The sequence below is a fragment of the Pseudomonas massiliensis genome, assembly GCF_000826105.1.
GTDB lineage: Bacteria > Pseudomonadota > Gammaproteobacteria > Pseudomonadales > Pseudomonadaceae > Aquipseudomonas > Aquipseudomonas massiliensis.
This window is the reverse complement of the sequence record NZ_CCYK01000005.1, coordinates 229023-247954: the sequence shown is the minus strand read 5'-3', so window position 1 is coordinate 247954 and position 18932 is coordinate 229023. Positions and strand designations below refer to the sequence as shown.

At 57.4% G+C, this 18932-nt stretch carries 12 protein-coding genes, 1 tRNA gene and 2 pseudogenes; 8 read left to right on the top strand and 7 right to left on the bottom strand.

The annotated features are described in order from the left end of the window. Positions 1 to 46: 46 nt before the first annotated feature. Entirely contained in the window at positions 47 to 664 is a 618-nt protein-coding gene (locus BN1188_RS04565; protein ID WP_040260181.1) for a LysE family translocator, read from the bottom strand. Between the two features lie 275 nt (positions 665 to 939). Continuing rightward, positions 940 to 1239 (bottom strand): DUF1484 family protein, encoded by a 300-nt coding sequence (locus BN1188_RS04560; RefSeq protein ID WP_040260179.1) that lies wholly within the window; start codon positions 1237 to 1239, stop codon positions 940 to 942. Between the two features lie 703 nt (positions 1240 to 1942). Here BN1188_RS04560 and BN1188_RS04555 point away from each other — a divergent pair. Next, positions 1943 to 2926, top strand: coding sequence for an IS5 family transposase (locus BN1188_RS04555; protein WP_040260177.1), 984 nt, complete (start codon positions 1943 to 1945; stop codon positions 2924 to 2926). A gap of 528 nt (positions 2927 to 3454) precedes the next feature. On the opposite strand, the gene BN1188_RS04550 is transcribed toward BN1188_RS04555, so the two are convergent. From BN1188_RS04550 to BN1188_RS04530, 4 genes and pseudogenes are all read right to left on the bottom strand, one after another. Further along, positions 3455 to 7264, bottom strand: a complete 3810-nt coding sequence (locus tag BN1188_RS04550) for an SIR2 family NAD-dependent protein deacylase (protein ID WP_084596150.1) — start codon at positions 7262 to 7264, stop codon at positions 3455 to 3457. 511 nt (positions 7265 to 7775) lie between these two features. Next, positions 7776 to 8755: pseudogene (locus BN1188_RS04540) on the bottom strand (integrase domain-containing protein). Between the two features lie 439 nt (positions 8756 to 9194). After that, positions 9195 to 9458: pseudogene (locus BN1188_RS21880) on the bottom strand (tyrosine-type recombinase/integrase); the annotation flags it as partial. 135 nt (positions 9459 to 9593) lie between these two features. Then, positions 9594 to 9669: transfer RNA gene (locus tag BN1188_RS04530), tRNA-Thr, on the bottom strand. Between the two features lie 226 nt (positions 9670 to 9895). Between BN1188_RS04530 and BN1188_RS21565 the strand changes: the two genes are divergently transcribed. From BN1188_RS21565 to BN1188_RS04500, 7 genes are all read left to right on the top strand, one after another. Next, positions 9896 to 10678 carry a hypothetical protein gene (locus BN1188_RS21565; RefSeq protein ID WP_052469153.1) on the top strand — a complete coding sequence of 261 codons (783 nt, stop codon included), beginning with the start codon at positions 9896 to 9898 and terminating at the stop codon, positions 10676 to 10678. Further along, positions 10675 to 11142: a CS1 type fimbrial major subunit gene (locus BN1188_RS04525; RefSeq protein WP_040260176.1), complete on the top strand. Its 468-nt coding sequence runs from the start codon at positions 10675 to 10677 to the stop codon at positions 11140 to 11142. Before BN1188_RS21565 ends, BN1188_RS04525 begins: the two co-directional genes overlap by 4 nt. 60 nt (positions 11143 to 11202) lie before the next feature. Beyond that, entirely contained in the window at positions 11203 to 13728 is a 2526-nt protein-coding gene (locus BN1188_RS04520) for a TcfC E-set like domain-containing protein (RefSeq protein ID WP_232430897.1), read from the top strand. Further along, complete coding sequence (locus BN1188_RS04515; RefSeq protein ID WP_040260172.1) at positions 13721 to 14947, top strand: hypothetical protein; 1227 nt, start codon at positions 13721 to 13723, stop codon at positions 14945 to 14947. The genes BN1188_RS04520 and BN1188_RS04515 overlap by 8 nt, the downstream gene beginning before the upstream one ends. A gap of 79 nt (positions 14948 to 15026) precedes the next feature. Continuing rightward, a complete protein-coding gene (locus BN1188_RS04510; protein ID WP_040260171.1) occupies positions 15027 to 16211 on the top strand; it encodes a hypothetical protein in 1185 nt (394 codons plus the stop codon). Then, positions 16208 to 16969 carry a hypothetical protein gene (locus BN1188_RS04505; RefSeq protein ID WP_040260169.1) on the top strand — a complete coding sequence of 254 codons (762 nt, stop codon included), beginning with the start codon at positions 16208 to 16210 and terminating at the stop codon, positions 16967 to 16969. The genes BN1188_RS04510 and BN1188_RS04505 overlap by 4 nt, the downstream gene beginning before the upstream one ends. A 44-nt stretch (positions 16970 to 17013) precedes the next feature. Continuing rightward, a complete protein-coding gene (locus BN1188_RS04500; protein ID WP_040260168.1) occupies positions 17014 to 17640 on the top strand; it encodes a response regulator transcription factor in 627 nt (208 codons plus the stop codon). A gap of 94 nt (positions 17641 to 17734) precedes the next feature. Here the strand turns inward: BN1188_RS04500 and BN1188_RS04495 are convergent, their stop codons facing one another. After that, on the bottom strand, positions 17735 to 18931 hold the full coding sequence (locus BN1188_RS04495) for a methyltransferase (protein ID WP_040260167.1): 1197 nt from the start codon (positions 18929 to 18931) through the stop codon (positions 17735 to 17737). Between the last annotated feature and the right edge of the window lies 1 nt (position 18932).

Below are 18932 nucleotides of genomic sequence, written 5' to 3'. Positions count from 1 at the left end.
CAAGGCAAGGAGTGTACCTCGGATGGGATCCGGCGCGTGGGGCCAACTAGCGTTTGCTGAAGGCCAGGCGCGCCGCGAACAGCAGGAACACCGCGCCCGTGGCCCGGTCCATCCAGCGGACCACCGCTGGCCGACGCAGGGCCTTGCCCAAGGGCCGGGTGGCCAGGATCAGCGCGCCTGCCCAAAGCACACCCAGGGCAATGTGAATGCCGACCAGACCGAAGGTCCAGGCCACCAGTGGGCTACCGGCCGGAATGAACTGCGGCAGAAAGGACACATAGAAAATGCCCACCTTGGGGTTCAAGGCATTGCCCAGCAAGCCGCGCACGAACCAGTTACCGCCGCCCTGGCGCGCGTCCGGCCCGGAAAAACTTGCGCGCGGCGACCGCAGCAGATTGATGCCCAGCCAGCATAGATAGGCCGCGCCGCAATACTTGAGCAGCGTATAAGCCACTTCCGACACCGCCAGCACCGCCCCCAAGCCGAAGGCCACCGCCGCGCCCCAGAGCAGACAGCCCGCGTTTATCCCCAGTGCAGCCTTCGCCGCCTGACGGCTTCCCTCCACCGTGGCCGTGCGCAGGATCAACGCCGTGTCCAGGCCCGGCGTCACGGTGAGCAGGGTAGCGGCGAGGGTGAAGGCCAATAGGCTGTCGGTGGGAGTCATGGGAAATGTCCAAGAGGAGGATCCGACTAGGGTAGCCTGTGCGGGCTTGTGGGAACCAGCGAAGCTGGTGAAGGGACGGTATGCAGCCTGAACCTAGGCGGGAAAGCCGAACTTGTCTCTTCGGTGCCTGCTAGGCCGATTGTCCTGAGAAAGGTTACGGCAGCACCGCGTTTATCTCCGCTGCAGTACTGCCGCAAATCCATCAGGACATCGCGTTGCCCAGGGGAGTGAAAGTACGCCGTTACTGCTCTGTGAGCCAATCCAGCCTCAAATCCTTACACCACCTCATCCAAACCGCTCAAAGACTGCTTCATTTTCTCGTGCAGCGGAGACAGCAAGCAGCGCAACAGGTCGGCATAAATAGGCTGTGATTCAGCAGTGTTCAGTAACTGGAGTAGCAGATCCAAGGCACTGGCGATGTCCCGCAGCTCACCAATGACGCGGTTCAGATGCTGATGGGTTTCGCGCAACTCTTCCAATCGATGGCGATAGCCAGCATTAGGACAGTGCTGACGGTCGTCTGGTGCAACCTGGATGAGCTCATCGTGCAGCAGCTTCAGCGAGACCGCAGTCATTCCGCACCTCCCGTGCTTTCCAGAAGGCTGGCGGGGATGCGGCCGTCGCGTTCAAGGCGAAAGGCAATGAAAGCGGCTGCACGGAGGCAGTACCGGTTCAAGAAGGTCATCGAAAGTGTCTCCAGGTTTGTTTGGAGCTACCGCCAATCGTCGCCAAACGAAAGGGTGGCAGCTGTGCGCGGGTTGGCGAACCGGGAACCTGGCACCCGGCAGGCCCAAAGGCCTCCCACGCACAGCCGCCATAACGCGAATCACAGACGCAAAAAAAGCGCCTGCAATCGGTACGGGGCGCTGTTGCGCCAGATTATGTCCAGGTCGCCAAACCCGGTCGCTGGATTGACAGCGACGGCGTGACTCTACGAGCGTGCACAAGGCTAAGTCAAGGCGAGCAGGCCGTCATTTACTCCACCCCGGTTTGCCTGTTGCCTACCTTGGCGATGAGTCCGAACCGGAGTAGAGCGGGCCCGATTTCCCGGCTGGCCCGGATGCCAACCCCTGTTGCTTCCTGCCGGAGAAAAAACCTGCCGTTATGAGACGGAGCGGGTCAGCGAGCAGGCCGGGGGAATTGCCTCCATCGGGATTCTCCCATCACGATGCGCCCCAAACGAAAAAGGCCCACCTTTAAGGATCCTCCGATCAAGTTTCCAAGCGCCCGCCACCCTGTGCTGAAATAGCCTTCGCCCACCCACTGCGACAGACCGCTATGAGCCAGATGAGCTTTTCCGATTTCGAATACGCCGGCAAGCGCAAGCAGACCCGCCGCGAGCGCTTTCTGGCCGAGATGGATCAGGTGGTGCCCTGGGCAGGGCTGGTGGCGCTGATCGAGCAGCCGCACTACCCAAAGGCAGGTGGCGGGCGCAAGCCGTACCCGCTGGAGACCATGCTGCGCATTCACCTGTTGCAGAACTGGTTTTCGCTCAGCGACCCGGCGATGGAAGAAGCGCTGTACGAGATCACGCCGATGCGCCAGTTCGCACGCCTGACCTTGAGCGCGCCGATTCCCGAAGACACCACGATCATGAAGTTCCGGCACCTGCTGGAGAAGCATCAACTGGCGGCCGGGATTCTGCAGGTCATCAACGGCTATCTGCAGGACAAGGGCCTGTCGCTGCGCCAGGGTACCATCGTCGACGCCACCATCATCCACGCGCCGAGTTCGACGAAGAACAAGGACGGCAAGCGCGACCCCGACATGCACCAGACAAAGAAGGGCAATCAATATTTCTTTGGAATGAAGGCGCACATCGGCGCGGACGTGGAATCGGGCCTGGTGCATCACGTTCACGGCACTGCCGCCAACGTCGCGGACGTCACCCAGGTAGCCGAACTGCTGCATGGCGACGAGAACGCGGTGTATGCCGATGCCGGTTACACCGGGGTCGAGAAACGGGAAGAGCATGCCGGGCGTGAGGTGATCTGGCAGATTGCAGCGAGGCGCAGCACCTATACCGCCTTGCCCAAACGCAGCCTGATCTACAAGGGCAAGCGGCGCATCGAGCGTGCCAAAGCGCAGACCCGGGCAAAGGTCGAACACCCGTTTCGAGTCATCAAGCGCCAGTTCGGCTACGTGAAAACGCGGTTCCGTGGCTTGGTGAAGAACACGGCGCAACTGACGACCCTGTTCGCCCTGTCGAACCTGTGGATGGCTCGAAAACATGTAATGGGTACGGGCGAGTTGCGCGTGTAGAACGACAAAACGGGCTGAAAAGCCCCGCCTCACCCTGCGCATGGGCACCGACGACTAGAAACCGGACATGATCTCGGTATTTTTGCGTCCGTCAGACCTTTCTGGCGAAGTTGCTCGGAGCTTCCTTAAGTGAGCCTTTTTTGGTACTGCGTATGGTGCGGCACCAAGAGTCGAATTGTTGACTAACTCAATCAAAACAAAGGACTTACTTGTTTAGTCGTTATTTTCTATCCCAATAACTACCCTTTAATAAAAAATGTGCGCTAATAACCAGATTGGCATCACTGATGGTGGAGTTGGCTCGCCTGATTATGGTTGTAAGGCAAACATAGCGCTGCCGATTGAAAAAAGTGGTGCTTGTAAGCAGTGTATATGGGTAATAAAGAACGCCATAGTATAGTTGCATAAATATAGTATTATGTGACTCCACCGCAACTAATTTTGTCGAGGTGGAGTTGTCTAGGGGCGATCTGGCACTTTTGGTTTTAGATAGATTATGAAGCAGCACAAAGTATGCTGCATCAATTCTTATTTAATTTTTGAGTGTTTCAAACCTTCGGCAAAAGCTCGCTTGACCTCCGGGAGGCAACTGTTGGCGCATTGTTCACGCCAGTGTTTAATCGCGGTGTGTTGCTTTAGCGTTCCCGGGTTATGAGATAACCACGCCGACAACGCGCCAGCCAAAGTTGCTATTCCGGTCTGAAGGTCTGGTCTTGTCAATTTATGGAAGCCATGACTTCCATCTTCTACAGGGAGTGAAACGGCCTCGCTCCAATAGATTAGACTATTGCAAATCATCAAGATCGTATTTTCATCAAACGCGCTTGGGAATTGCGCTACTAACAACATGGTGCGCTCTATAACTTTAGTAAGTCCGACCTCAGATCGGAAGGCAACACGATACACTAGCTGCAATAGAAGGTCGGAGTCTACCGGCCGTGATTGTGTGTGTGCTATTGCGTATAGGTATTGTATGGCATCAGCTGCGCCTAATACTTTCAGTTCGTCGCAACTAGTTATATCTTCCAGTATTAGAGTTTTTATGGTTTCTTGGGAAGAAGAACTGTGAAAATATAATGCGGATAAGGCTGTGTCGGCAAAAATTTCGTATTTTCTAAGCGATAGGACCCAATCGATAACTCGTTGCACAAATGTTACAGGCAGCGTGTCGGCATTCGTACCAACCAGGCGAGCTACGAAATCTCCAATGTTTCTTGCTCCAGGTCGACGAATTTCTTCAAATTTTAAACTGTACTCTTTTATCTCACTCCACCAGTTTGAGAGTTCATCGAATAAATCTGTTACTTCGTTCGCTGTCCAGGTGATTAAGCCATTGGGCTGATTGATCAGCTGCACTGGCGGTTTGGATGACATTGTGATGTTGTTAAAACGTTCTGAGGGGAATTCATGATTTGATCGAAGGGTAGCTCGTCCATCATCTACAGTGAGGCTGCTGACAAATGGGATGCTGATTAAATGTTTTTTGAAAAGTTCATGAAATGACCGCTCATTGCGCTTAGGCAAATGGAGGTAGTTAAATGGATGCAAGTCCGATGGCAGTGCATCAGGTGCTACATCAAGCCATAACAGATCCTTGAAGATTTTTTTGTTATCTTTGTCAAGCAGAGCAGCGGAGTTCAACATTAGCAATCGCCAAATTGCCGATGACTTCGATTCACCGGTTAGGCTATGAATCTTGCCGTTTAGCCAGGCTATGGAACTTTTTAGATCTGAGGATAACTGTCTGGGTTTTAAGGAAATTCTGTGTACTGGCAAAGTGCTCATGGGGTCTATCCAACCGCTGCGGTCTCGTGAGTAGTCACTCTCTGCTTCGCGGAAGGGAGCTCTTAATAATTGCGGTAACCAATTTTCAAGTTGTTGATCCGTTGCTGCTTGATAGATCCGAGTAAGCCAAACGTGACAAACGCTGGTCATCGCCCGAACTGAAATATTAGATAAGTTAGAGTACAGTCTTAGGGCAACTGTGAACGAATGCTGTAGCTCTTCCGGTGAAAGTTTAAATGAGAGTCTTGATAGAATTTCCGGTAAACCAACGACTAGATTGTCTTCAAGTATTTCTTGGTGTCGCGACTGGTAATATTTTTCTGTTTGGTTCTCAAATATAGCTAGCGCCCACCTATTAAGCCTTTTTGCTAGCTCTACATCCATAATAGCTAATTCAGGACGGCTCAGTAAATTTGGGTTCGCTGTGATCTGCTCAAACTGGCGTGCCCTTATCATCATTGCTGGGCTCCAAAAGCCCAAATAAGGTCTGACAATCTGCAGAGCTTTTTCCAAATGATTACCAGAAACTCTTATGCCGGGGCAGTACATCGGCATGCCGACTTGCTCAAAATGACGTAAGTAAGCGAAAGCGGACCTGATGGAGCGTATACTACCACCATAAATTCTTGTACGGCTGACCGCCTTAGGGTCAAAGCCAATACGTTTAACGATTTCGTTCGTAGTATCTGTTAAATTCGTCTCGTCGAGCGGGCGCTCAAGTTCTCTGCGCAGTTCCCATGGATTGCAATCCCATGCTTTGAGCTCTTGCCACCGGTGGTTGAATTCTACCTCCCGGCGATAACTCAAGCTTACATAGCTAATTAAGTATGTGCACCAGCCTTCAAGTGAAAGAAGTTCGATATTGTTGGTCTTGTTTCGCGCGCTTCTTCTTATGTTTTTTAAAGCGGATCGTAGAAGCGACTTTGCTTCGTTCGTTGCGCCAGTTTCGATCAACAAGCCGGCTTTCCAAATTTGTGCTATTGGCATACTGGAGGGCGGAGCCCATGCTGATAGCTCTTTCATATCCACGTCCAGCTGAACATCCCATGCAGCCTTTAGAAAACCCTCATATATGAATTTTTCAGATTTTATCCTAGTTTCCGATAAAAAATTATTAACCATTTCCGAGATTTCAGACCAGCGACTATCGTCATATACCTCTCGCGCCTCACGCATGACCTCAAGCGCAATATATAACCACATTTCATTGATTTGAACGCCGGATAGATCACCAAACAGAGCGCTCTTGTGATTCTTGGTTTTAAATTTCTGGGATTCGAACTCTGAATAAATTTTTACTAGGTCATCGTAAAACGAAAATATTAAATCTTGATCGAGCGGCATCATCGAAAGCTCGAATCGCCAGATTAACTCTTTTACACAAACCAATTTATCAATTTCATCTAGCGTGGTGATCGTGCTTTGAAAGGCACTTAGCCATTTTTGCGTTGATCTCCAAACGATATCGCGTTTCGCTTCTGGGGCAACTATCCATCCTGGGTATGAAAGTCTCTCATGTTTCCATATGTTTGTTAGGTCACGAATATCGCTTGGGAGCAGTACTTTTGTACCTGGATCAAAGTCTGGGAGGGCTGGTGGAAGATCTTGAGTTGCAGTAGCTAGTGCTAATGTAGATTGAAATTTCGTGGTTGGAAGTTTGTCCAGCCAGTTCTCAGGGCGCTGTGGTTCTGCTTTTGCCAATGACTCTAAAAACCATAACAGTGCATCGTAATGTTCATTTTTTTTGAACATTGGACAAAGATCTATTGGCGTGACTCCACGTTTCTTTAGCAGTAATCGATCTGTATTGTCGAGATTCAGTGGCCCCACAAGATAAATTGCGGAGTGTCTATCTTGTAATTCATCTCTAATCCAGCCGGTCCATGCTAAGAAGTTAGGATCGTCTCCTGAAAATCCTAACAGGACAAAGCTGTTTTCCAGCAATGATTGTTGCACCGAGTTAACAAGCGGAGCTGAATCTTTTGGGTAGGTTCTGTAATGCTCTTCGGCAATTACCAAACGTTCGGTTCTAGAGAATGATCCGTGTAGCTTAAATATTCTTGGTGATAAAGTTCCAGGTAGCTCTGCCGCGTTCGATACAGTCTGATATGTCCTCTCTAAAACTTCCGTGCGCTCTAGTAATGTGTCATAATTTGTAGTGAAAACATCATTCCACGGCAGTTCAAGAAGTTTTTTGTGTAAAGTTCCCGGTAGGTGGTCATTGTCAGGATTCATGTCTCTTATTAATTTGTCTAGTCGCGCATAACCAAATGCTGCCTCATATTTGCTAGCCAATCTAAGATAGTTTTCACTTTGAAAACGCTCTTTTCTATTTTTCTTTTCAGCGTCTGTCATCCCAGCCTGTAATGGGTAGAGCTCGTCAAACATTTTATTGACTAACTGATTCCATGTCGGGAAGCGTGAAGTTACCCCGGGCAGTGCTTGGGAGTTCAAGCTAAAACCTGCACCAATCATCACGGAAGATCTAGACTTTGGCCAGCGCCACAAATCTTTTTGTAATTGAAGGATGTGTTGTAGATCATCTGTAATCATCGAGGGTCTCAATTAATCACGTTTCCAGACTCTAGGGTCGTTAAGCAACTACATCAATACCGAATCCGCTAGCTGAATTGACACATATCTATTCACGTCTGTGCCATTAAAAATGCTACTACAATATCCGCGTCGGCGGCTTCGCGCAAGGTGAATATATCCTCTCTAGGAACGTTAGCAGCATACCGCCGTACGCAAAGAAAGCGCGTGTTAAACCACTCCTAGGTACGTACTTGCCTTGGGGCATTAAAATTCCATGGTTTTCCTAAGCGGCGAGTGATTAAGCGGCTTGTGAGTAGATAGTAATAGCGTGTTGATTCAGTGAGTACGCTTACATGGTGATTTAGAAACCACTCGAGATGCTTTTGTTGCCAAGTCCCTGGGTTTTCTCGGTGCCAGCGATTAGAAATGGCTGCTTGGATGACCTTTGCTTGGCGTAGATGACGTTCGCGTGGGGAATGAGACCCGGTAAGTACCCCTGACATGAATAGTTCCATATCGAATGGCTTGATCATGCTCGACCACCAATGTAGGCAGCGACCACATCGATCCGACCGTGCCCCAGTTCATAGCTGATTTGCCTCCGGGCCTCACGATCAAGGTGCTGATCTAGCTGACAGCACCGACCTCCGTTAATAGGTGCGCGGTGTTGGCTGATTTGTTCATAGCGCTCACATGCGTAAGCCGCTCGTAGCTCATGGAGGCCTTTGAGGCCGCTGGCATGGAGGATGTCCCGCGCAGTGCGGATAATATTTGGAGAAAACTCAAGTAGCTTTCGTGCGGCGCAATCAGGTTGCGGCTACCCGCAGGCGACACCTGCCGTGCAAACCCAAGTGCATCTCGAACATAGTCGTCCACCGCAATCCAGCGCGGGGCTGAGGCGCCGGCACGGCCGCCTTTAGTACCATCCTGAATGTTAATCCTGCTTAGCTCGTTAGCCTCACGGCTTAACCGTGGAAGATCAGCCAAGATGGTTTCACGTAAGCGCATGCCGGTAGCACGCGCCAACAGAACGATCGCGGCGGCCCGTAGCTGATGATGGCGGCAAAGCGCATCGACGATCTGATTAACCTGTTCGCGGTCTTGGCTCTGCGGCGCTGAATGTCGGACCACGATGCGCTGCATACCCAACGCCTTGCTCGGGCTGGGCAATTTCACGTACAGATCACCGCGAAGCGCTGCCATAGTCCTGTTGACGCTGGAAAGGCGGTTTTGTGCGGTGCTGACAGCAAGGTCACCGCGCCTAACCACTTCGCGCAGATACACCGCATAGTCCGCCAATACCTTCCGATCAATCTGCCGCGCAGCATTGATACCGGGCCCCTATTCGGAGCGGCACCACTTCACGAATGCCTGCCACCGATCACAGTGTACCTTCACCTTGCCGTAGTGGCCGCCGCCGAACATGTCTTTCAGCGCCTGCGGCTCTGCATAGCCCAACTGCCTGCTGTAACCGAAATTGCGGCCGTCGCGTCGGCCCATCAATGCCATGTCGGTCATCTCATCGTCCGATCTCTGGTCCTCGCCCCACGTCATCCCGCCAAGAATGCTGAGTGTTATCAGGGATCAAGGCCTCTGCGACCTGTGGGATGTTCTCTAACGCGGGACTGGTGACTTCTTACGTCTGGGAAGCACGTTCCGGGAGCAGGGCATCTCACGATCTGGCCTTCCGAGCACCGTTACGGGTGGGCGAGAGGAGACTGCATTGGCTGACGAAACCAGTGCCGCGAGATCCTGAGTCGGGTGAACGCAGCAATGTGATGACCGGGGCGGGCCTGACTGTCAGTCAGGTGCAGTCCACTCCCTGTTTTGCGGCACCATCATCCACAGCGCTGTTGCTGGAGGCTCCGGTAGTTGTCACGCCGATTGTCACAAGCAGGATTGCGGAAAAGCCACGTTCCAGATGTGCTGCAGCAGTGGTAAGGCAAGTCCAGCGCAGTTCACTGGAGCGTACGAAACGTACAGAGATAGCATCACTGTGGGGCGCGTGACCGGCCGACCTCTGTAGCCCTCGATGCATGGCCAATAGTTCTGGCAGCCGCGATAGGGGCAGTGCGGGTCGGTGAGTGACCCGTGGCGCTTTGACCGAACCATCGAGATCATAAGCCTTGTTCGCCGCGATCAGCCGCAGCCGTTTGGCTTCACGCAGGATGCTTTGCAGCTGGCTTCTGGTCCTGAGCGCGACATCGATGCTCAGGAAAGCACGAGCCTTCAAGCGGCCCTCAGCGCTTGCTACCTCGCTATCCAACGGAACGCCAAAACGAAAAAACCCGCCAGAAGGCGGGTTTTCGGGGCTTCAATGCGTCAACGAACGCAACGAAGCCAGGTATGGTGCCGGCACCAGGAATCGAACCCGGGACCTACTGATTACAAGTCAGTTGCTCTACCAGCTGAGCTATACCGGCAGGTAAGGGCGCTGATTATAGCGACTGACGGCCTGCTGTAAAGGGCAACGTTAGCACAGGCCCTTCGATCCACCCTGCGGGCCGGCTGGCTGCAGAATTTTCCTACAAGCGAAACGGCAGTTTCCAGCAACTTTCTCGGAAAGTGTCCGCATATCCAAACGTCTTTTCTCCCAACAATAGCGCCCCATCGAAACCCCCTCAGTGGAATAAATGGAGGCAGCGTTCAATGCGGCGCTTATTCGTTCTTGCCTGGTTGTTGGCTCTGCCGACCGTGGCGTTGGCCGGCCCCAAGATCAGTATCGGTTCGCTCTCCGACTATATGCGGGCGGACAAGAACGTGCTGGTCAAGCGGGTATACAACCACGGTGATGCCACGGCTTTCGTCAAGGTGCGGGCGTGGGAGCTGGTGCGCCAGCCCGACGGGAAGGTCGTTGAAGTGCCGCTGGACCTGGAGTCGGCCGGGGGCAAGCGGGAACTGGTGGTGAGCCCGGCACGGCTGATCATCCCCGCGGCGGGCCTGCAAACGGTGCGGCTGCTGTTCAGTGGTGATCGCGCCCAGGAGCGTTATTTCCGTCTGCGCTTCAATCCCGTGCTGCCCAATGCCGGCGATGGTTTTCAACTTACCCAAAAAGAAGCCCGCGACTACGAAGTTTCCATTTCCGGTGGTGTGCAGATGCTCGCCGGCTTCGGCTCGTTGCTATACGTGCGACCTCGAGAAGTTGCACATCAATTGGCCATCGATGAAGAGCCGGATCGGTTCGTCGTGCGCAACGTAGGCAATGCCACCGCTGTACTGGATCGATTTCGCCGCTGTGATGCCAACGGCCTGGAATGCGACCCGGCCGTGGTGCATCTCTTGCCGCCGGGTGCCACCCGTGTGTTCGAGCGCAAGCCGGACAGCACCTACGCCTTCACCCACCAGCGCGGCACGCTCGCGCCCCTTCCATACGAAATCAAGGGCCAGCCGACCCTCACTTCGGCCATTTCACTCAAAGGAGCCAAGCAATGAAACTCAAACACCTCGTGCTGCCACTGGCACTGTTTGCCGCGGCCCAGGCCTCGGCCGACGATGTCATCAGCAAGCAGATCCAGGTCACCGCCTACATCCCGACATCCGCCTTCTCGATCCTCGACGAAGGTGGTTGGATGAATAAAACCCAGCAGCTGAGCCTGTACAACGGCAACTTGCAGAAGATTTCCAACCGCCTGATCGCCAAGAGCACCACTGGCGCCATCTCCGCGCGCCTGGAAAACGACGCGGTACTAACCAGCCGTAACAATCGGATTCCCCTGACCATCACCGCCAACGGCAAAGACCTGTCCACGACGTCCACGGAGATCGTACCGGCCGCCGATGCCAGCACGCCGTACTACATGACCATGGACATCGCCGCCGCGACCGGCCCTTACGAGCCAGGCGATTACATGGGCTTCGTGGACGTGACCTTCGAAACCCCGCTGCCCACCCCTTGATGACCCATCGCCGGCGGGCCTGAGTGCCCGCCGCACCTCTCTTGATACGGGAAAGAATACGTGGCGTTTGCGATCAATCCCTTAAGGCTGGCCGTCGGTTGCGCGGCGAGTGTTTGTGTCAGCACCGTACTGGCCGCCTCGGCGCCGCCGGAGCGGGCGTTGGATCTGCTGACGCAGGTGCAAGGATTACCCGCGGACTTTCGCGACCACTTTTTCGACACGCCCCTGGTGGTTCGGGTGGACCTCAATGGCCTGTACCTGGCTGATGCCATGCTGGTGCTCAATCGAGACCAGCAAGTGCAGGTGATCAGGTATACCGCAACCGATCAGTCCGAAGTGAGCGAAGAAGACCAAGCCATCTGGCTAAAGGCCTTGGGCACGCCTCGGCCCTTGGGACGTTGCGAGGACAATTGCCCTTCAGGGCTACTGGCCCTGGAGTACAGCCTCGAACGTTCGCAGTTATCGATTCTCACCGATACCGCCGAACGTAATCAGGTAGGGCCTCGCTACTACAGCCTTCCGGAGGAGGGCAGTGGGCTGCTGTTGCGCAACCAGCTGAACCTGGCCGGGAGCAAGTCCCAGATGTACGGCACCTACCTGGCTTCAGCACTGGGCAGCCGGGGCCCCTGGACCGCCGTGGCCGAAGCGCAACTCGACCGCAGCACGGGCCAGGGCGCGAGCATCGATCGCCACCGCCTGCGCAGCCTGTATACCGATTATCTGCACGAAGACACCTTCTACCGCCTGGGCTATTTTTCGCCCTCGCTGCAGGGCCTGAGCCGCCAGCCGCGTACCCTCAACGGCCAGCCGGAAGGCACCTTGGGGCTGATGTTCGGCAGTAGCGACAGCCTGGCGGTGGACGATGCCCAGCCCAGCGCGACGCCCATCTACGTCACGCCGAACCGGCCCGCTACCGTGGAGGTGTATCGCAATGGCTCGCTGATCAACAGCCAACCGGTACAGCCGGGCCTGCAGGCCATCGACACCCGGCCGCTGCCGGGTGGGATCTACCCCGTGGAAGTGCGCCTGGTGGAAGACGGCCAGGTAACCGCCACCAGCGAAGAGTTCATCTACAAGCCCACCAACTGGAACAACCCGGCCCAACGCTGGCGCTACAACGCTTATCTGGGGCGGGGCCAGGAGCTGTTCAGTAACTGGCAGGACGACCGGGAAGAAGGCATGAATGCCGGGCTTATCACCAATTACTTGCTGCACCCCAAGGCAATCCTGGGGCTGTCCGTGGAGCATGTGGACGGCGCCATGCAGTACGGCGCTTCCCTGGACTGGGACATCACGCCCAGGCTGCGCACCTTCGCCAATGCGTACCGCACCGAAGGCCGAGGCGATGGGCTGGATTTGCAAGCCATCTACACCTACGAAGCGGGGAACCTGGTGGCCAGCCATACCCGCTCGTGGCTTTATCAATATCAGCTGGACGACCGCCTGCCCGGTTTCTGGACGCCGCGCTATCAATCGCGACGTGAGGAAACGACCCAGAGTGCGTTGAGCTGGCAGCACCGGTTCACGTCGCGCGGCACCGGCGTGGCGCGCCTCTCGCAAAACACCGGGCCGTTGTCCGGGGTAGGGGTGGATCTCTCCTGGATTCAACGGGCCGTATTGCTGGGCACAGACACTACCTGGCGTTTCTCGCTCTTCGACCGCCCGGCCATGGCCAGCAGCGGCGCGCGGCGCAACCGAGGCGTCGACCTGAGCCTTACCCTGTCCCTGGGTGGAGCCGGCGACACCCTCTACGGCAGCGTCGGCAGCCGTACTCGGCGCGACGGCGGTCGGGAGCAGACCGCATCGCTCAATTATCAACATCGGCTCCAAGGGCCTTTCCTGCGCAGTGTGACCGGCACCCTCAACCAGGACAGCTATGGCCTGGGGGTCGGTGGCCGACTGGCGTTCGAAAGCCGCCTGCTGGCTGGGGATGGCTATCTACAAACCTCGTCCTACAACGATGAGCTTGGCGGTGGGCTCAACCTGAGCAACACCCTGGCCATAGGTGGGGGCCACGTCGCTAGCACCGGCGACATGAGCGCCTACCAGGCCGGCATGGTGGTCGAGGTAGACAGCGATGTCGCGGACATCGAACTACGCAGCTTCGACGGGCAGGGCACGTCCGGCCGGCTGCGCCCTGGGCGCAACGTCATTCCCCTGAGCCCCTACAAGAAAGGGCGAGTACGGTTCGATTTCATCGGCGAAGACGGTCAGCCCGTGGTAGTGGCGCCCCAGGTGACCGACTACCACCTCAATCGTGGCGGGGTCGCCTATCAGCGGCTGCACGTCATGCGCACGCTCACGGTGATCGGCCGCCTGCTCGACCCCAGCCGGCGGCCTGTCGCGGGCGCGATGATCATCAACCATGCCAGCCGGAGCGTTTCCGAGGCCGACGGCTTCTTCGCGGTAGAAATGAGCGAATCCACGCCCACCCTGGAGGTGCGGCTCGGGGCGGGCCGGCACTGCTTGGTGAACGTGGACACCGCCAAGGGCGAACGGGACCAGGACGTGGTGCTCATGGGCGACCTGGTGTGCTCGCCACGGTCGCTGGCCGAGAATGCAGCGAAGGAGAATGATGATGTCTAAGCCCATGGAAATGGCCAGCCGATGGTTGGCCCGAGCCTGCCTGGGAGCATTGGCGCTGGGGGCTAGTCACCTGGCCCAGGCGAGCGCGGTCGAAATCACCGCCGAGTACCGTGCCTCCGACTATAACGATGAGTTCCGCAACACCACCCCGAATTCCGGCTACTGCGTGGAATATGGCTGTGAGACCGGCATGTTTTCAGTCTCTCTGCCGATCACGTATGAACGCACCATTATCAGCGGCCTTTCCCCTATACCGGACCGCTGGTCCTTGAAGACGCCGGCCGAGACCGTTGTGGACATTGTTTCCGACCAGGGGGAAAGGGCCTCGCTGCGATTTCAGGTCACTCATATAGCCCAGTCGGTGGGCGTTGGAAGCGATGGAGATCTGGACTATACAGAAAACCCGGCGGCCCATAGGGCCGCGGGAGGCGGATGCACTCGGCTGGAAGGCTGGCTGAACGAGGATTCGGTGTTTGGCGGCTTTGCATGGCGCGTGGACAATCCCCGATCTCCCTCGGTCTGCTACCCGATCAGCGAGCCGGACTATCCCCCTCGGCCGATCACCCCGCGTGTCTGGAACACGTCGATAGCCTACAAGCTGATCTATCCCCCTCCGCATACCCTGCCCATGGGGACTTACCATGGCAGTGTCACCTTCAGCGTGGGTGAAACGGGCGATTTCGCCCTGGGGAGCAAGGTTTCCAGGCTGAGCGTGAACAGCGTGACCTTCAATTTCACCCTGTCGGTCCACCATCAAGTGAGCGTGCAGTTCCCAGCCAATTCCGACCGAGTGGTCCTGGAACCCACCGGGGGCTGGCAAAAATGGCTGAGCACCGGGGTGGCTCCTTCCGAACTCACGGCCAGCCTGCCGTTTCGCTTGACCGCTTCGGGCCCGTTCAGCATTCGCATGGAATGTGGCGAAGTCACCGGGCCGAAGATCTGCGCGATACGCAACCGGCGAACCCAGGCGCTCACGGCCTTCATTGTCTGGGTACATCCACCCAAGGGTACGGAGTTCGCTCATCAGCCTGGCGCGCCAGCCACGCCCTTTCCGATCCTGGATGGGCAGTCAGTCCGTTTCCTTACGCCGAAGCTGCTGCGCAATAGCCTGGGCCAGTTCACCTTCGAAACCTACGACCCTTTTATCGAGGAATTGCTCAAGTCCCCTGGGGACGACTGGGCAGGCTTGGTGACCTTGATTTTCGACGCCACGCTCTGAGGCCGCCAGGCCGCAGTTCAGCACAGGGAGGTACAGGATGGTCAATGCGTTAAGGTCGGGCTCGCAGGCGCAGCCTGTGATGCCTTGGGTGCTGTCCGCCGTGGTGCTTGGCATAGCCGCGCCTCTGGCTCAGGCGGCCAGCCTGGATATTTCCGGGCGCTGGCGCCCGGACGGCCCCGGTGATGGCTTCGAAAACACAACGCCTGTGTCGGGTTATTGCCTCGAGTTCGGCGGATGCGGGCCAAATGAGGCCTCCATACGGCTGCCTGTCGAATACGGTCGCCAAGTCATCTCGGGCCTGCCGCCGCTGGCGTCGCGCTGGTCGCTATTGGCGCCACCCGAGGCCCGGGTGACACTGACCTCGGAAACCGGAGCCACACTGAACCTGCGCTTCCAGCTGACGCACCTGGCGCAGATCTTGGGCGGTAACGGATTCACTGCTTATGAAAATCCGGCTTTTCACTGGTCCGCTGGGGGCGGATGCAGGTTCATGACCTCCCAGGGCTTCGACGGTAACAGCGCCATGGGTTTTGTCTGGGAAGTGCTCAGCCCGAACGCCCCCACGCTCTGCTATCCCACCTCCGGGGGCGTGTCCGAAGGCCAACGGCCCATCGAGCCTTGGACCAGATCGTTCTCCTTCGGTTACCGACTGCTGTTGCCTGCGATGTATTCGGTGCCTGCGGGGCGCTACAGCGGCAGCCTCACCTGGTCCGTAGGCGAAAACGCCGACCTGGCCTTGGGTGGGCCGCTGCTGGGCCTGACCACCGACAGCCTGACCCTACGCTTCGACATAGACGTCGAGCATCGCCTTTCGGTGGTGTTCGATCAGACGGCAGTGGCGCTGGCTCCGCGCAAGGGCTCCTGGGCCCAATGGCTTGCCAATGGGGTGCCGGCGGATGCGCAATTAACGGGACGTTTGCCGCTGCATCTGAGCGCAAGCGGGCCCTTCGCCCTCTACCTGGGCTGTGGCCGCGCTGTCAGCGCGGGTGATTGCGCCCTGATGGAGCCGAGCAGTGGCGATGTAGCCGCGGTGGTCACCCGCCTGACCTTGCCCAGCGGGTTGGAACAGGAGGGTGCGCCTGTGAGCCGGTTGCGCCTGCATGAACACGTCCGCTACCTCGTCAAGGCTAAGCGCCCCATAACGGCGGAGTTGGGCGAGGTGGAATTCCATACCGCCCACGGAGAGGTGTCGCACATGATCAAGCATGGCGGCGCTACCTATTCTGGCGCGGTCGTCCTTTACTTCGACGCACAGTTGCCATGAACCGGATCATCAGCACGGTTTTACATCGGCTTCGGACATGCCTGTGCCACCTGGCCCTGGCTTTGCCGATGGTGGCCCAGGCGGGGCCGGACCTGGCGCCTGGCAATTTCTACGCCTTCATGCCCAGCCAGCGAAGCACACTGGTGGCGCACATCAGGAACCTGGGCGATGTGACAGCCTTCGTCAGTCTCCAATTGGCCGAGTTGACCTTCGACAATCAGGGCCAGGCCGAGGAACAACCGCTGGAGACAAAAGCCGGGCTCGATCGCGCGCTGGTGGTAACGCCCCCCCGGCTTATCCTGCCAGCCCAAGGCGCCGGGCAGGTCAGGGTGATCTATCGCGGGCCACGTGATCGTGAGCGCTACTTCCGCCTGCGCTACGTGCCCGTGGCTCCAGAGGCAGTGAACGACTTCGCCTTGCAGCCCGAGGAGGCCAGGGCTTATTCCGACACCCTGCGCGCAGGAGTGGGCATCCTCAAGGCTGTCGGCACCCTGGTGATCGTGCCGCCCGCCAATGCCCGCTATGCCACGCGCCTGCTTCCGGGAGCTCATGGCTTGCGGATCGTCAATGAGGGTAATGCCACGGTGAGCGTGGTAGGCGCGCGCTATTGCGAGGCGGTCACAGACCGCTGCGAGCTAGGCGGTGCCCTGCATATCCGGCCGGGGCAGCAGGCCGAGGTAGTCCGGCGCCCAGGCCAGGTGTACCGGTTCGAGCTGCAGGAAGGCCGCACGCTTACGCGCCATTCCTACCCCGAATGAAAGCCGCTGGCCCACTTGCCGGCTGCCACGAAAGGAGATGCCCCATGGCTACAGCCGTGATTATCGACGACCAGCCCTACATTCGGCTCATGGTGGGGCAAATCCTCCAGGAGGAAGGTATCGAGCTGGTAGGCGAGTGCGCGGACGGCGTTCAGGGCCTGGCTTTGATTCGGGAAGCACAGCCCGATATTGCTGTTCTGGAGCTGACCTTGCCCAACCTGGAAGGGCTCGAAGTGATCGAGCGGGCGCGGCGGGTAAGCCAGGCGACCAAATGGGTGGTGCTTACCGCCTGCCCGGCGGACTATACGCTGGACCGTTGCCTGCGGGCGGGTATCACCGCTTTCGTGCCCAAGGCATATGACACCCAGACGTTTCGCCATGGCATCCGTGCCGTGAAGGCCGGTTTCACTTACTACCCTGACCTGGCATGTAACAAGCACCAGCCCGGCCCCGGCGACGAGGATGAAAGGATTCGTTTGTCCAGGCTTTCCGCGCGGGAATTGACCGTGCTGCGCTACCTGGCCGTTGGTTTTACCAACGTGCAGATCGGCCACGCATTGATGTTGAGTAACAAAACGGTCAGTTCTTACAAAACACGCCTGGTTAACAAGCTGAAGGTGCAAACGCTAGTAGGGCTGGCGGAACTGGCGAGACGGCACGGCTTGATTTAAAGGTTATCCACATATAGGGCATGCCTGCATGGGGCGCGTCGCTTGAGCTAAAGGCCTCGATCAAACGGGTTTCACACATGCTTATCCACAGGTTTCAAACCTTTTCAGCAAGCATCAGCAGGTTCCTTGGGGTCACTTCGCGTTCGCAGAAAGTCCCCATCCGAACCTGATACCCTCGTTCGACCAGGTACAGGGCGCGGTCCAGTACCAGCCATAGCTCTAGAGGCCGACGAAAGAGGTTTCGCACTCGTTCCAGGTTGCGCACCTGAGCCAGTCGAGACCACCCCTGGGCTTCCCATACTTGCCAGGCAATGGCCTCTCCAAGGGCCAGGCTTTTGCACCTTGCCAGGTGGCGGCAGTAGTCGGCGAAGCTTTCAGCGAGCCAATGCGAAGGCAGCGAAGGCGTAGGCAAGTATTCATCCACCCCGCGCAAATGCCGCTGCAGCAAGTCGAAACCCAGCCGTCGGGCCATGGACAGGTCGCGTTGGCGCCGCTCCCGGGTGCCAGCGGTAACGGCCTCGTTCGCGGGCAGGCCCAGGTCGTCTTTATCCAGCGCCAGGTCCAATGCCTGACCCTGACGCGACAGGGGCTGATAACCTTCGTCGCCGGTACGGTTGTAACAGCAGGGTGCGATCGCCAATTGTCGGCAACCGTGGGCGACCGCAAGGCGCAGCAGCCGCACGTGAAGATCGCCACAGGCGTGCAAGGCCACCGGCGTCTCTTCAGGAGCCAGGCGGGTGTCGGTCGCCATCACATCCTGCCGCCGGTGGTGCGCCGGTAGGCGGTGATGGTCGCTAAGCGCTTGGCCGGCATCTACCAGGGTGGGGTCGAACTCCAGGCAGGTGAGCTGTTGGTGAGGTTGTAGCAATCGCCTACCCAAATGCCCCTTGCCACCGCACCAGTCCAGCCAGTGCTCTACCGGCTCGACAAACGCCAGATGCGCGGCGAAGGCCTCCACCTGTGCCCATTTGCGCCCAGGCACATCACGGTTCAGGCGAGGGGCCGCCGGGGGAGGCGTGCGCGACGGCAGGTCACCGGGATCGCTCAAGCGCGCCGCTTCGGCCGCCCAATGAGCGAAGCCCCCAGGCGGTAGTGGATCAATCGGAACCAGGGCGGCCGCCTCGGCCTCTTCGAGAGAGCGCCCACGCAGCCACTGAGACAGCTCAGGGTGTTCCGCCTCCCAGGGGAGCGTCAGGCTGGTGAACGGCTTCGGTCGCCACAGCCCCTGGTGTTGCCTCAGGAATTCACCCAGCTCGGCGAAACGGAAGGCGAGCGCGTCGGCTTCAAGCATG